Here is a 16595-nt window from a genome sequence, read left to right on the forward strand (position 1 = left end):
AGCCGTAATTTAGAAATGAAACCACTTGCGATCAAATAAATGGGGGAGCAAACTCCACGCAAACGTTTGTGGCAATATAAAATGCGGTGCTGGGGTGAATAAGGCAGAAAAAGACGTATTACAGGCAATAAGAAATGTAAAAGTGACAATTAATAGCCTGTTATTGTATTCGAAAATGCTAAAGTAAATAGACCCAGGGTCTTATAATGACTACGTTTCCTTTCAGAATATCAATTATTTGGGCCTTGTAAACAATGATTGCCGGTAAAACTCCGCGCAACCGTTTGATTAGCAAGTTATGTACCGGCATTTTTAGCTGATTTGGTTATTGATATCTCCAGTGGTAAAAGATCTGTTTGCAGGATTTTTGTTTCCCGCAGATGACGCGAAGGACGCAGATTAAATATAGGTCTAGTCCTGACAAGCAATTGAGCACCAATATTCCATAAGAGGGTATATTATCAATCGGAATGAAATTATTATCAACTGTATTTTGTTATAAAATCGGATATTTGTTTCCTCTAATATTATTCCTTACATGAAACCCTACCTGCAGCTTTTCGATTTTTCAAAAAAAATAAACTATAAAACCGAAATCCTTGCAGGCTTAACGGTTGCCATGACGATGATCCCCGAATCATTATCATTTGCTATCCTGGCTGGGTTTCCTCCATTAACTGGTTTATATGCCGCTTTTATAATGGGTTTAGTGACTGCTGTTTTAGGCGGAAGGCCAGGTTTGGTTTCGGGCGGGGCAGGAGCAACGGTAATTGTTCTTATCGCCTTAATGAAAACGCAGGGCATTGAATATGTGTTTGCTGCGGTAGCGCTGGCGGGTGTAATCCAGATTATGGTCGGGCTTTTTAAGCTGGGCAAATTTGTAAGGCTTGTTCCGCAGCCGGTAATGTTCGGTTTTGTGAATGGTTTGGCCGTGATCATTTTTATGTCGCAGTTAGAACAGTTTAAAACCCTGGTAAACGGTAGGGTGGAATGGTTAAGCGGTCCGCCTTTGTATATTATGCTTGGTTTGGTTTTACTTACCGTAGCCATTGTAATTATCCTTCCCAAAATAACGAAAGCTGTTCCAGCTTCTTTAGTGGCCATCATCGTGGTTTTTTTAATTGTGCTTTGCTTTGGTATCGATACCAGGCTGGTAAAGAATATCTCCTCGGTAAACGGTGGTTTCCCGCCATTCCATATCCCTAAAGTGCCGTTGAATCTCGATATGCTTAAAATTATTTTCCCTTACTCGCTTATTATGGCCGGTGTGGGCTTAACCGAAGGACTGCTTACTTTAAACCTGGTTGATGAAATTACCGAAACCAAAGGGAACCGCAACCGTGAAAGCATTGCGCAAGGGATTGCCAATATGTTAAATGGTTTTTTTACCGGTATGGGCGGTTGCCCGATGATTGCGCAAACACTGGTAAATCTTTCGGCAGGAGCGAGGGCCAGGTTATCGGGCATTATTGCTGCATTAACCATATTGCTCATCATTTTAATAGGCGCCCCGGTAATCGACCGTGTGCCTATGGCTGCATTGGTTGGCGTAATGATGATGGTAGCTATTGGTACCTTTGAGTGGATGAGTTTCAGGGTAATCAATAAAATGCCCAAACAGGATATTATTATTGGTATTTTAGTAGCCGTAATTACCGTATGGTTGCACAATCTGGCCCTGGCAGTATTAATCGGCGTAATTATTTCGGCGCTTGTTTTTGCATGGCAAAGCTCTAAAAGGATAAGGGCCAGCAGGTATATTGATGTAGATGGTGTAAAGCACTACGAAGTATTCGGTCCATTGTTTTTCGGCTCAGTAGCCAATTTTAACGAACTTTTTGATGTTGCCGATGATCCTTTAACGGTTACCGTTGATTTTAGACACAGCCGGGTTTTTGATATGTCGGGCATAGATGCCCTAAACAAACTTACCGAAAGGTACCGCTTAGCCAATAAAAAACTTCAGTTAAAGCACCTTAGCGAAGATTGTAAGCGCCTTCTAAAAAATGCGGACGAAATTATTGAGGTAAATATCATTGAAGATCCTCTTTATCATGTTGCTACAGAAAAATAGTTGCGGTTCAGCAATTTATGATTCGTATTTCAAACAATGCATTTATGGAAGCTATTCTGTAATATTAATTCTATGTTAAGTGTGATGTACACAGATATTGATTGTTATACTATAATTACGTAGTTAAAACCTGCTTAAAAACAGTTTAGGTAAAACGTTTAACTAGATTTATTTCCTGCAACATAATATCACTCAATTTATTGTAATCAGGGGTGTAAAATATCGCTATATGCTGTTTTCTAGCGGATTAAAATGTTAATATAATTTAATAATATTTGATTTTTTTATGTGTCAAATTGACATTTATTGTTAATAATTGAATATTATTATCGGATTTAATAAAAATTTCATAAAAATGACAATTTGTTGTTAAAACGATTTAGTATATATATATTTGATTTAACCAAATGCTAAATTTTATGAGAATCCCTAACTATTACTCCAGAAGTACCTATCTCCCTAATCAAGGATATATCTTGCCGTTTCCAAAAAAATAAATTTTAAGAATCATTTTTTTACCAATTAAAGATCCATTAACTATGCGATACTTATGGGCGTGCCTTGTCTTTTTTGCCGCGTTTACATTAAACGTTTTACCAGTTTTTGCAGCGGGCAAAAAAATCAGTAAAGGCCTAACAATTAATTATTTGATCTTTCAGGATACGACGAAAATTAAGTTCGTACCCCTAAAAGATTCACTGCGGAAAGATAGTTTAAAGCAGATCAGTCAGAAAACAGTTTATAACAAACTATCGGGTGGTGTGCAGAAAGATACCAAAGACCTTTCTCTTTTCCCGGCCATTTCATTACAGCAAAATTTAAAGGGCAATTTTGCCGGCCTGTATGTTCAGGAGCCCTCAGGCGAACCGGGAACCATACAAAATATGTTTTTAAGAGGAGCGCCAATGCCGTTGCTGTCTAAAAAAGATGTATATGCCTCACAGCCATTGGTGGTGCTGGATGGTGTGCCTTTAATTGGCGAGCATCCTTTCGCTTTTGATATCCAGCAGTATGATTTCAACAGGATTGGTCCTGCCACTAACCTGCTTACCGGGATTGATATGAACAACATCGCTTCTATAGAAGTTTTGAGCGATCTGGCCAGTACGGCTGTTTATGGCCCAAGAGGTGTAAATGGTGTTATCCTGCTTAAAACAAAAGCTCCTGACGGTGTTTCGCGCAGCATCAGTTTTAACTCGTATATCGGTATGGCACAAAAGCCAGTTGTAAACACCATTAACGGTAAGTATGAGAATGAATTCAGACAGCGTTTCTACGATATTTATACCACTAACGGCAGGTACTCTGATGATGAAGCTTATCCGGTATATTTAAGTGATTCGCTTAATAATGTATATAGCGGCAAATCTAACTGGACCGATTTATATTATAAAAATGCATTAGTTTATGGCATTAACTTAGGCTTAACCGGTGGTTCTGACCGTGCAAATTTCAGGTTCTCTTTAGGGAATACGAAAAGCAGTGGCGTTGCTGATGATACTGGCTTAGATCGTTATAGCGCCATGTTCAATATCAACATGAAACCGGTTAAATGGTTGTTGTTTTCGGCCATGATTAATGGTAACCGTTTAAACCGCGATCGAAACAGAACCTTAAGAGACAGGTTTGCACAGATCAACTATTTTCCTGACCTAAGTGCACCGCTGGCACCCAATAAAGATTATTATGCCAGTTACTTAAATTCATACAGTAAAGGTTTTGATGATAACAAAACCAATAGCATCCAGGGCTTTGCCAAACTGGTGGCCACATTGGGCAAATTTAACATCAGCTCATCTTTCAATGTAGATTATAACGAAGGTTACAGGGATATTTTCTATGCAAGAACATTGTTGCAGGGTAATAGCTATGCCTCTAACTATTATGGGTTTAACCAAAGGCTAATGATGGAAAATAAGGCCACTTATGATCTGAAACTTAGAGAAGTACACGATTTTCATTTCGAACTGGGCCAGTCCATGATATGGGATATTTATAAGTACAACTATGCTTATGCTTATAAAGGGGCCAATGATTATATCAAAATCAACCTGTTGGATTCTAAACCTAAACTCGATAACGGTGCCGATAACCCCAACTACCTGGTGCCAACAGCATTTCCAAGAGAGTTAACTTATCGTTTCCTGGATAAAACCGCCGATAACCTGTTATCATTTTATGGTAAGGTAAATTACTCGTACAATGATAAATACTTTTTATCGGGAATATTAAGGGCAGATGGTTCATCAAATGCACAACCAACAAAGCGCTGGTTTTATTCGCCTACCGTTTCAGCAGCGTGGAACATCAAAAACGAACTGCTTAAAGACGAAAAATTTATCGACGACCTGGTGTTGCGTGCCAGCGCGGGCAGAATGGGCAGGGCTTTTACCTTTGATAATTATGCACAGGGGCCTCAGTACAGTGCATCGGTTGGTTACACCGGAAATTTAACTGTTCCGGGTTATAATGCAATCGGGGTATTAACCAGGCCATATTCATTCGGTTGGGTAGGTTATGGTGTGCCATGGTCGTATTCAGATCAGTTAAATATTGGTGCAGATGTAGCCATGCTTAAAAACCGCCTGCATGTAGCGCTTGATTTTTATACCAAAGCAGAGAAAAACCAATTGCTGGGCATCCCGTCATATGCAGAATATGGTTACAAGCAATCTATCGAGAGTGGATTGAATATGAGCAATACCGGTGTAGATTTAACCATCAGTGCGCTGGTAATTGCTAAAAGCAAATTCTCATGGAACTCTTCGTTAAACCTGAACCATAACAGTAATAAACTAACCGCCTTGCCAAGAGGATTGAACGAAATTATCATCGGTAACAGGTTTTTAAAAGTTGGTGAACCGGTAGATCAGTATTGGTTACTGGAAAATGAAGGGATTTATACCGCAAACAGTCAGGTGCCTGTTGTTAACGGACAGCCTTTAAAATACAATGGTACACCGTTAAAAGCCGGCGATCCGAAATGGAAAGATCAAAATGGCGATAACATTATCGATGAAAAAGACAAAGTATTAAAAGGACATTCTTTGCCGGTTCTGGCAGGAGGGTTTGATAACGCTTTCAGGTATGGCAGCTGGACTTTAAATACCAACCTGTATTTTAATCTTGGCAGAAAAATCATTAATGAAGAAATGGCTAACCGTTTCGATTTTGTAAACCACGAAGGAAGTACAGATGTAGCATCGGTTAAAGAAATCACCTTCTGGGAAAAAAGAGGCGATTACAGCAAATATCCTTTATATAATCCCTGGAGTACCATAATTCCTTACCGTACCGATCAGGATCTGTTCCTTGAAAACGGCTCATTCTTAAAATTAAGATCAGTTTCTCTTGGATATGATTTTGGCAACTTTTTAAAGCGTAAAAACATTAAGGTGAATAAAATCTATGTATATGGCTCGGTAAATAATGTGTTCGTAATTACCAAATACACGGGTCAGGATCCTGAACTGGTAGGTTACGATGGCATTGATACAGGCTACGGTCAACCAATCCCAAGAACCTATACGTTGGGTGTTAAAATGGAATTATAATATGGAAAGAAATACAAACAAAACATCAACAATGATGAAGAAAATATTATACTCATTTCTGCTTGCTGTAATTGCTTTATCGGGTTGTAATAAGGCTTTGGAAACAGATTCTACCCGGGTTGTGGGCGAGAAAAACATGTGGAACACGGTTGAGGATGCGCGTGCCGGTATTATGGGGGTTTATGCCCTTACGCGCTCGGCATTATCTGATAACAATGGCCACTGGATTTACGGCGATGTAAGAACCGGCGAATTTACCAGTCCGAAACGTCAGGATTTAAAAGCCATTATCAGCAATAATTTAAATGCGTCTTATCCGGTGGTAGAATCACTTTCAGACTGGACCAGATTTTATGCGATTGTAAATGGTGCGAATGTTTTTCTTGAAAACGTTGGGCATGTTAAAGCAACCGATAAACGCTACTCTGATAATAACATGACGGTTGATATTGCACAAGCCAGGTTTTTAAGGGCTTTTGCATACTTCTACATGGTGCGGATCTGGGGCGATGTGCCATTCATTATTTCTTCTAATGAGGGGGTATTTGAAAATAAACCAAGAGAAAGTCAGGCAAAAATTTTGGCCTGGGTAGAATCTGAAATTTTAAAAGCTGCTGCCGACCTGCCATACATTTACAGTGGTGGCGATATACAGCAGCCAAGTAACTATTATAATGAAGACAGAACCCGTTGGGGAGGTGCATTAGCAACTAAAGTTACAGCTTATGCCGTTTTAGCGCATGTTGCCGCCTGGACAGCCGATTACTCGAACGTAGCGAAATACGCAAAATTTGTAGAAGATAATTACGGAAAAAGTGGTGGAGGCTTTACATCCAGCCAGGATTTATCAAACTCAAATGGCTTTTTCTATAATAAAAACTTCAGGCAGATGTTTGGCTTTAATTCAGATTATGGTCATATCGATGGTTCATCAACAGGCCATATAGAAGAGCTTACACTTGCCGAACCAATTACCACAAAAGCAATCCCTGATATTTATCTGCCAAAAGATTCGATCTTAAAATATTTTAACTGGCCAAACGACGAAAGATTTGCTGTAGATACCTTAGGTCAGTCTAAATACGATCGTTATTTCACCAACCTGAATGGCAAATATCCAATTTTTAGTAAAATAAAGGTAATTCAGGGGGGTACCACTGATCCTAACTTCAGGTACTTTACCAGTGCATTAATTTTTACGCGGTTGGAAGATATCGTGTTATTACGTGCCGAAGCGCTGTCTGTGCTTGGCGATCAGGAAGGTGCTGCCAACGAATTGCTAAACGTGCTTCTCCGGAGAACTGTTGCGGGTTCATCATTCAGCTTTAATTTGAATGATGATATCTTAAAAATGATTTTCGAAGAGCGTCACCGCGAATTAATGGGCGAAGGCCAGAGGTGGTACGATTTAATCCGCTACAATAAAATAAGACAGAACGATGCCAAATTTATGAACCTGATTAACTCGGGAGGCATTTATTGGCCAATATCGCGCAAACTTTTATTGCAGAATAATTTATTAACCCAGAACCCTTACTGGCGCTAAATAATAGATATATGAAACCACTATGGTCTTTCGGGATTATGGAGGCTTCATCACCATTAAAATAATAAACAGATGAAAAATTTTGTAAAATATGTGGGGACAGCAGCTATGCTTTTATTGCTCACCCTGATGTATTCGGCTTGTAAAAAGAACGGGGGCTATTACGATGCTTCTGATGAGGCAGTTCCTTTTGCAGGAAATACCTACGAATATTTAAAAAGTAAACCTGGCGTGTACGATTCGCTCATTGTGGCGATTGACCGGATGGGTTTAAAGAAAACACTTACCGATAGTAATGTAACCCTGTTTGCCGTAACCAATCCGAGCTTTCAGCTGGCTTTAAAAAATTTAAACAGTTTAAGGAAATTATCTGATAAGGATCCTTTATTCTTATCTAATATTGATGGCATACAACTGGATACGATGGTATCTTATTACATCATCAGAGGAGTAAAAACAACTGATTCTTTAAAACTTCAGGATGGTTTAAACCTAACCAGCGTAAAAGTTGCCTATCCGATGCATGCAAAATCAACCAAAGGATCGGCATCGGGCGAGGTTGGTGCCGGACCAGAAGTGATCGAGTTTAGCAATACTAAAAAAAGTAAGTTTATCAGAAACTGGGCCACCAGTACAACGGCTTCAAACAACATCAGAACTAAAAATGGAGTTGTTCATGTCATCAGTCCCGATCATACCTTCGGTTTTGATGGCTTTGTTACCCGTTTAACTTTTGTTCCGCCTCCACCAAATTTAATGGTTACCATAGGAGGTACTTTCTCTTCCAACCGTGAAAACGACGGTGGACCAACCAGTGGCGAAAACTCTAAAAAAGTAATCGATGGCGATGACCACACTAAGTTTTTATGCAATATAAATGGGTTTTTAACCATGCAATTCAAACTTAAAACACCAGAAGTATCGTCGGTTTATACATTAACATCAGCTAACGATGCCCCGGAAAGAGATCCTAAGGCCTGGACATACGAAGGCTCGCAGGATGGGGTTAACTGGACCGAACTGCACCGCGTTACCAACTTCTTTTTCGAAGAAAGGTACCAGCAAAAAATATTTAGGTGTACCAACACGGTTGCTTACCAGTATTACCGTATAAACATTACAGAATTAAGGAATGGCGGTACATTTCAGCTTGCAGAATGGACAATTAATAAAACGAAATAGGTGATGGAGTACGGAAAAAATAAATTAGAAAGACTTATGAAATCAATCGTAAAAAAGGAACTTCTTTTTGTACTGTTTGTGCTGGTTATGGCAAGCGGATGTAAAAAGCTGTATAATTTGCCAGAAGAAAAAGATTACTTAAGCAACAATGTAAATTTTAGCAATAAAATTCTCGAACCGATTATTGGCCGTAATAATTTGATTGGAGGGTTTAATGGCGATAATTCCACTGCGCCCATCACTTTCGAAATCGTGAATGCAAGGTTTGGTGATGGAAGACCAGTAAGTGATATTTTCCAAAAGGTACCAACCTATGTTTGGACGGCGCCATACACTGGCCTCGAAAAAAGTTTAGCAGAGATAGAAGCAAAAAGAAAAATCGAGGAGCACCAGTTATTCGAAATGCGTTCTTCCGGTCAGTTCATTTTGTGGGCTTCATCTACCAACCAGTTAATTGCCCCAAGGCCAACAGATAGCACCAACTTTAGTCAGGATACCCGTTTTTTTGATGTGAAGGTTAAAAATACCGGCGGGGAAAGATTGATCAAGGATTTTCAGATCAGGCCTTTCCGCGAGCGCCCGTATGAGCCATCAAACGATTTTAATGCTTACACAGGTTTACCTGCACCCGATCCGAAATTTCCCCTGGATAAAAAATTAAGAGATTATATCCGCCCATACATAGGCAATGTAATTGGCGCTACTTCCAACAAAAATTTGGTAAGCGATAATGATAAAAAAGATATAGTGGTTTATATCCGTCCGTTTACCGGAGGCAATGGCCATTCGTTAAGGATCAAGGCTTTAAATAAAGATTCGGTAGAAATTAACCCCGCTTTTTTTAACGAAACACAGTGGGATAAAATGATCCATGGCTTTAACATGCAAAAAACCGACAAATATGTGCAGTACGATGTGGCTTATCCAATTCCGTTGGTAGAAATTCCAACCTCGTATGCGCTTGGGGGTTCGAGGGCAAAGGCTGAGCTTAGTTACTCCAGGGGTGCTTTTGGCGGCGGACGTACGGTAGCGGTTTTCGGCATCGACTTCGCCATTTACAAAGCCGGAGACTGGGAAATTGTATTTCACTTTAAAAACGAGAATCCAAAATTCGCCAGCGAGTAGGTGATATTTAACGCTAATATTATGAAAAGAAATATACTTTTTTATGCACTACTTATTGTGTGCATGATTTGCGGCACGAGTGCTTATTCGCAGGAAAAATACATCATTGTGAATGGTACGGTTGTAGATAAAGAAACAAAACAGGGGGTTCCGGGAGTTTCCGTAATTCTGGAAGAAACCAATAAAGGCCTTACCCAAACCAACGGGAAAGGGCAGTTTACGGTTAATGTACCCGTTGGAGGAAACCTGTTATTTAAATTTCTGGGTTTTAATACACAGAGAACAAAAATTACCGGCGCTACCAACATTACAGTTACCATTAGCGAAGACCGTAAAGCTTTAGATGAGGTAATTATTGTGGCCTACCAGAAAAGGAGCAAGGAAACCACAACAGGATCGTCGGTTTTAATCCAGGCGAAAGATGTTCAGGATATTCCGGTATCAAATGTTGAGCAACTTTTGCAAGGTAAAGTTCCGGGGTTAAATATTCAGAACAATACCGGTGCACCAGGTTTCAGGGGATCGGTACAGGTGCGTGGTTTATCGAGCTTAAGCATATCCGGCAGTGGTAACGAATCGTTTTTACAACCAACATCGCCTTTATATATTATTGATGGTGTACCACTGGATGCCGATAAAGCTGCCGAATTTGGGTTTCAATCACAGGGTCCTGGTGTTAGTCCGCTTTCTTTGATCCCTCAGGAAGATATCGAAAATATCCAGATCCTTAAAGATGCGCAGGCTACTTCCATGTATGGCTCAAGAGGGGCTTATGGTGTAATCATCATCACCACTAAAAGAGGTAACTCTAAAGTGCCAAGAATTAAATATGTTACCAATGCTTTCGTTAATGCCCCGCCTAAACTGCGCGAAACTTTGGGCGGAAATTCTGAAAGATCATTAAAAATCCAGCAAATCATCCTGAATGCCTCAAATGTTGATGATATCAGAAGGATTTCGAACACGGCTTTTTTATCTGACAGTTTAAACGCTTACTGGAACAATTCTACCGATTGGCAGAATGTGTTTTTCCAGACAACCTATAACCAGAGCCATAACCTGGCACTTGATGGCGGCGATCCTAAATTTAACTATAAGGCAAACTTAGGTTACTATACCGAAAAAGGGGTAATTAAAAATACAGGTTACGACCGTTATAACCTCAACATGAACATGGAGTTTAAACCAAACGATAAATTCAGGTTTTTTGGTTTCATCAATGGCTCGGTAGGTAAACAGAACAAAGGTAATGGTGTAGGTTTACTTCAGTCGGGAGTTGCAGAAAACGGGCAGGCCTCTACATTATTGCCTCCTCCATCATTTTATCAGGCAACAGGCGGTGTATTGTCGGCTTTGCAAACGTTAAATGATAATAACTCCAGAAATTTAAGAACCAACGTAGAAGCCCGTTACGAATTTATCCCGGGTTTGGCATTATCATCTACCTTAAGTTACGATTATACTTCAGATACCGAATCTACCTTTACACCAGCTGCCGCAAATGGCCAGTATGCCAAACTTTACGATTATGTGGGCAGGAACTATCAGTTGTATAACCGTAACGGTATTACTTATGCAAAAACTTTTGGCGAAAAACACAACCTTTTCATTAACACCTTTAATGAGATTTATAAACAGGGTGCACAGGCAGGAATTACCCGCCAGGAAAGGATCCCGAACGATCAGTTACAGGGGCCAATTGGTTATGACGACTATAACTCGAGAGGTGGTGGTGTATTAAGCAATTACAGAAATGCAACCATTGCATCATTTGCGGGTTCATTATCATACGATTACGATAAAAAATATGTTGCCGAGTTCTCTTACCGTTTAGATGGAACATCATCAAGTGGTTTAGAAAATCCATACTCTAAAAACCCATCGGTAGGTTTAAGGTGGAACTTTAACAAAGAAAACTGGCTGGCCGATAAAAAATGGTTATCGTATGGTAGCTTAAGGTTAACATGGGGGCAAAACATTGTGCCTACAGGCAACCTGCAAAGTATTTATGGTATTTATAACCTTAACGGTAATTTTAACAACAACCCAACCATCGGTATCGATTTTGATCTTGTACCAAATCCAAACTTAAAACCAACCACCACCACACAGTATAACTTAGGTTTTGATTTAGGTTTCTTTAACGACAGGATTTCTGTAAACTTCGATACTTATTTTAAAAAGGTTGATAACCTGCTTTTCGACAGGTTCTTATCCAATACTACAGGTTTTAATAAACTGGCCAGTAACGATTTGGGTATTGCCAACTACGGTACAGAGTTAATGCTAACCGTTAGGCCGGTGGTGAGCAAGGATTTAGATATATCGGTATCAGTAAACGGAGCGCTAAACCGCGATGTACTGCTAAAATTACCGGCCGAGTATAATGGCCAGTACATTAAGTTCGATGAGTCGGCTTATTTACAACACAATGTTTACCGTGTTGGTAGAAATACCTTATCAAATTACTTAAGAATCAATCAGGGCGTTTACAAAACCGATGCCGATGTGCCTGTAGATCCCGTTACCGGAAAAAGATACCAGTCAAACGGTCAGTTTTTCCTGGGTGGCGATCCGATCATGAAAGATGTTAACGGCGATTATATTTTAGATGGCAGGGATTATGAAGTAACCGGAAACTCGCAGCCTTTGGTTACGGGCGGGGTGTCTACAAACATCAGGTACAAAAACTGGGGATTAAATATTTATGCAACCTATACCGCCGACAGAACGATTTTGAACAATGCTTTAGCCGATAGGATTGGTATTATGCGTGATCCATTCTCGCAAAAATCAGTAGTGCCTTTAAACGACCTTGATATCTGGAGGTCACCCGGCGATGTTGCAAAATACCCTTATCCTTATGATTATAAACGTTTTGATCAGATCCAGCCTTTACGTGCAGATCAAACCCTCTGGCAGGAAAGCGGAAGTTATTTTAAAGTGAGTAACGTAACCGTTTCGTACATGTTTAACAAGAAACTGATCAGCAGGTTCGGGCTTAACCAGTTAAGGATTTATGCCTCTACCAACAACCTGATTACTTTCTCTAAATACAGCGGGCCAAATCCTGAAAACGTAACCTCTTTAGGCCGAGATATTTCAACAGGTTATCCTGTTCCACGTACCTATAACATTGGTTTAAACTTAGAACTTAATACAGGCAACTAATTAATACTATCATGAAAAAAGTTATCATTTATACGATCATTATAGCCGCAACTTTTTGCCTGCCTGCATGTAAAAAGTTCCTCGATGTACAGCCTTTAGATAAATTAACAGGAAATAACTACTTCCAGTCTAAAGATGATGTGGTGGCCAATATTTACAATTTATCAAGAATTGTTTTTAACAAGTACAACGAAACCCATTACATTGGTGCAACAGGCGAGTACCGCTCGGGCGAAGTACTTTATGAGAGCCAGTCAGACCATGCACCGGCACGCTCATTTGTAGAGGTTTTAGGCAAAAACAATTTATTAACCTTACTTAGCGGCGGAGTGCCATGGGTTAATGACATTAATTATAATTTTTACAGAATAACCGACTGGACAGGGTATTACCAGGCCATCCAGGGAGCAAATATTCTAATCGCTAAACTTGATGAAGGCATCCCCGGTGTATCCGAAGCCGAAAAAAAATCATTCAAGGCAGAGGCCGCATTTATCCGCTCATTGAGTTATTTTATTATGGTACGCCTGTACGGAAATGTGGTGTATTATACCGATCCGTTTCATTCTGCTGCATTACCAAGAGAGAACTTTGTATCGGTGTTAAACAAATGCATTGCCGACCTTAAAACCTACAAAAATGATATCGCATGGACCTATACCGATCCTGCGCTGAAAGGCGTAAGGGCTAGCAGGGGGAGTATTGTTGCCCTGATGATGGAAATGAACATGTGGAATGCGGGTTTCGATCCCAGTAATGCTAAAAAATACTATGAGGAAACTGCCGATCTTGGTCGTGAGCTTATTGCAAGCAATGCCTACAGGTTATTGCCGATAAATGAGTGGGCCACAGTGATAAAAGGCCGGTCGGATGAGAGCTTGTTCGAGTTTTACCGCAGTATCAATTACGGTGATGCCAACACAAATCTTGCCCCGGTTGCCGATATGTTTTTGCATTATCCATATAAAAGGCCAGAATATACCCACCGTGTAAGTTTTGCTTACTACAGGGGAGAGTACATGCAGAAAATATTTCAGGATGGCAGCGACAGAAGGATTACCACCTGGTTTAACGAGGATATTTTTGCGGATAACGGAAAGTTTATGATGTTAAAATTTGCCCAGAACTCATTTTCTACCGGTGAAGAAGATGCCAACCCTGATAATACCTTTATGATCTTCAGGTATGGTGGCGAAATTCTTTTGGCCGCAGAAGCAATGGCCAATTCCGATCAGGATAATGATGCCATTAAATTGTTAAATATGGTCAGGCTCCGTGCAGGTGCCTCTCCATACACTTCAAGTAACGGAAACCTTAAAGATTTTATTTTTTACGAACGGTCAAGGGAATTGATCGGCGAAGGCCATCATTATTTCGACCTCGTGCGTACCAAAAGAATTTTAAGCAGCCAGTGGTCTTACAATGTACTTACAGCTGATAAATTTAACCGTGGCGCATGGACCTGGCCAATCAGTTCGAACGCGTTGAATAACAACCCGTATATGGTATTAAACGAGTATTGGGTTAACGGAGGTAATTAATTTATAAGAAAGATTTAGAAGATATGAAAAAGCTAATAATGATATGTGCAGCACTTTTACTCTTGCTTAATGCCTGTAAACGTGACGAATATTATATAGATGGAGGCAGGGCAAATCCTGATTATCCGGGCAATATGCTGCAATACCTGCAAGCCAAAAAAGTTCCTTTCGATACCGTGGCGCAGATTGTAAAACTCGCAGGTATGGAGAAACAGTTCACTTCAGAAGATTTTACCTTCTTCGCTTTTGATGATGATGTGGTAAGAAGAACCATAGGCACCATTAGAACAGGAGGCTTAAATACCTTTTTGTTTTATACCGGTAAAGATACCGTTAAAACCTTAGATCAGATTCCGCCTGCAATATGGAAAAAATACCTGCAGCGCTACATGTTTAAAGGCGTAAACCGCTTAAAGGATTACCCGCAAATCGATCTTGGCCTGCGCAGCATTTACCCCGGCGCGCTGTACTATGATTACAATAACAGCGTAGCTAATATCGGGGTAAACTTTAGCGATGCTAACGGAGTTAAGTATATTGGTTACAGGCAGTTAGTGTTTTCTTATATTCCCGATGTATCAAAGCCAAATGATAACTGGATAACGGTGCCGGTTGCATCGTCTGATATAAAACCAACCAACGGAGTGGTGCATAGTTTAAGTTATACCGGCGCATATCTTGGTTTTAGTCAGTCAGAGTTTTGGAACGATGTATTTATTAGCGGGTTACTGCCAGGTGGAAGTAAATAGGTTTTATTAGAAAAGAATTAAATCATGAAAAGAATCAAATATATTCTAACCGTATTTTTCCTCATTAGCTTAACCATCCAGGGCTGCAAAAAAGGAGAAGAACTAGGTGCCGAACCCTACGGTAGTGGAAAAGAACCACTTGGCATAACCATCAGTCAAACAGCACCGCCAACACCTGCAGAGGGTATTGTAGGTACAACCGTTACCGTAAAAGCAACGGGGTTATTGCCTTATAAAGATCAGCTCACCTTTATGTTTAATGGAGAAAAGGCTGAAGTAGTAAACGTAACCGCAACTGAAATTACCGTTAAGGTACCTGATGCCGGCAGTACAGGTATTACCTCTATTGCCATTGGCGACCAGTTAATTCTGGGGCCACAGTTTACGGTAAGCGGTATCATTAAAAATGACATTACCTGGAAAGCAACATCAGGTGCAAATAATTTTGTAAGCCAGTTTTACGAAATGGTTGATGGAAGGGCCATCGTAATCGGCAGTTTTAGCAATTATGATAATAAAGGATTTATTACACCGATCAACAGGATTGCCAGAACCTCGCTGGATGGTGATTACGACCGCACATTCAGAACCGGAAAAGGGGCAAACGGATCGTTGTCAAGAATCATTGAGGTAGGTGGCCGTTTTGTTATTGCCGGTGGTTTTAGTGGCTACAATCAACGTACCGAAAACATCAGTAACATTACTACGCTGTTCACAAATGGCGCCATAGATACTGTTAAAATCCAGACTAAAAGAAAACCAACCGTTACCGATACCGTAACCCAGAAATGGTTTCCAAAATTTAATGGCGGTACAAATGCTTATATCAGCCGAATATATCCTCACCAGGGAAAAATACTGGCCACAGGTGATTTCAGGTACTATGTTAAACGCACCTATAATAAAGATAACTATGATTTTACCAGAGATACCGTTATTGTAGACAGTACCGAAATCCGCCAGATTTTAAGGTTTAACCTAGATGGTTCACTGGATAAAACTTACCGTTTTAACACCTCAACAAACAAAGGGAATGTAAGCGCAAACGGGCCTATTGGTACCTACATGCATACCGATGCAGCCAATTTAGAAAAACTGATGGTGTTTGGTAACTTTAGTACATTCGATGATCAGCCTGCGGTGCGCATATTGCGTTTAACAGCCAGCGGAACAGTTGATCCTTCTTTTAATCCGGGTACCGGGGCAGATAATGGCATTGGTAATTTAACCTATAATGCCACCACCAGAAAATATCTGATTACCGGAAGTTTTACCAAATACAATGGCAAACCGGCCAATGGAATAGCTTTGATTAATGAAGATGGCAGCCTTGACGAATCGTTTAGTGCCAGATCATTTGAAGGTGGTTATCCGGAGTTTGCCAAGCAGATTTCGAACGGGCTGATTGTAGTAAGTGGTTATTTCAGAAAATATAACAATGTAACCCGAAATGGCTTTATGGTACTTACACCAGCAGGCTTACTGGCGCCAGGTTACAATGCAACAGGCCCTTTCCAGGGAAGTTTATCTGATGTAATTGAAACAAAATCTGCAGATGGCAAAAAAGCATTGTTGCTAATCGGTGGCTTTAGCCGCTTCGATAACCAGCCATTTAATAGCATTATGAGAGTAACCATTGAATAAGACGCCTAA

At 40.2% G+C, this 16595-nt stretch carries 9 protein-coding genes; all 9 read left to right on the forward strand.

Annotated features, from left to right (window positions below):
* Positions 1–538 precede the first annotated feature (538 nt).
* The 9 genes from ACTJKC_RS11320 (at position 539) to ACTJKC_RS11360 (ending at position 16586) form a co-directional block, all read left to right on the forward strand.
* Positions 539–2074, forward strand: coding sequence for a SulP family inorganic anion transporter (locus ACTJKC_RS11320; RefSeq protein ID WP_440791969.1), 1536 nt, complete (start codon positions 539–541; stop codon positions 2072–2074).
* Between the two features lie 539 nt (positions 2075–2613).
* Positions 2614–5628 carry a SusC/RagA family TonB-linked outer membrane protein gene (locus ACTJKC_RS11325; protein WP_440791971.1) on the forward strand — a complete coding sequence of 1005 codons (3015 nt, stop codon included), beginning with the start codon at positions 2614–2616 and terminating at the stop codon, positions 5626–5628.
* Position 5629: 1 nt separating this feature from the next.
* Positions 5630–7174: a RagB/SusD family nutrient uptake outer membrane protein gene (locus ACTJKC_RS11330; protein WP_344853238.1), complete on the forward strand. Its 1545-nt coding sequence runs from the start codon at positions 5630–5632 to the stop codon at positions 7172–7174.
* Between the two features lie 72 nt (positions 7175–7246).
* Positions 7247–8356: a fasciclin domain-containing protein gene (locus ACTJKC_RS11335; protein ID WP_440791974.1), complete on the forward strand. Its 1110-nt coding sequence runs from the start codon at positions 7247–7249 to the stop codon at positions 8354–8356.
* A gap of 36 nt (positions 8357–8392) precedes the next feature.
* Entirely contained in the window at positions 8393–9481 is a 1089-nt protein-coding gene (locus ACTJKC_RS11340; protein ID WP_344853240.1) for a DUF5007 domain-containing protein, read from the forward strand.
* 21 nt (positions 9482–9502) lie between these two features.
* Complete coding sequence (locus ACTJKC_RS11345; RefSeq protein ID WP_440791976.1) at positions 9503–12652, forward strand: SusC/RagA family TonB-linked outer membrane protein; 3150 nt, start codon at positions 9503–9505, stop codon at positions 12650–12652.
* An 11-nt stretch (positions 12653–12663) separates the two neighbouring features.
* On the forward strand, positions 12664–14193 hold the full coding sequence (locus ACTJKC_RS11350; RefSeq protein WP_440791978.1) for a RagB/SusD family nutrient uptake outer membrane protein: 1530 nt from the start codon (positions 12664–12666) through the stop codon (positions 14191–14193).
* A gap of 23 nt (positions 14194–14216) precedes the next feature.
* Positions 14217–14942, forward strand: a complete 726-nt coding sequence (locus ACTJKC_RS11355; RefSeq protein ID WP_344853243.1) for a hypothetical protein — start codon at positions 14217–14219, stop codon at positions 14940–14942.
* 24 nt (positions 14943–14966) lie between these two features.
* On the forward strand, positions 14967–16586 hold the full coding sequence (locus ACTJKC_RS11360) for a DUF5008 domain-containing protein (protein ID WP_440791981.1): 1620 nt from the start codon (positions 14967–14969) through the stop codon (positions 16584–16586).
* Positions 16587–16595: the final 9 nt, after the last annotated feature.

This window comes from Pedobacter sp. 22226, assembly GCF_052045455.1.
In the GTDB taxonomy this organism is placed as follows: Bacteria; Bacteroidota; Bacteroidia; order Sphingobacteriales; family Sphingobacteriaceae; genus Pedobacter; species Pedobacter jeongneungensis.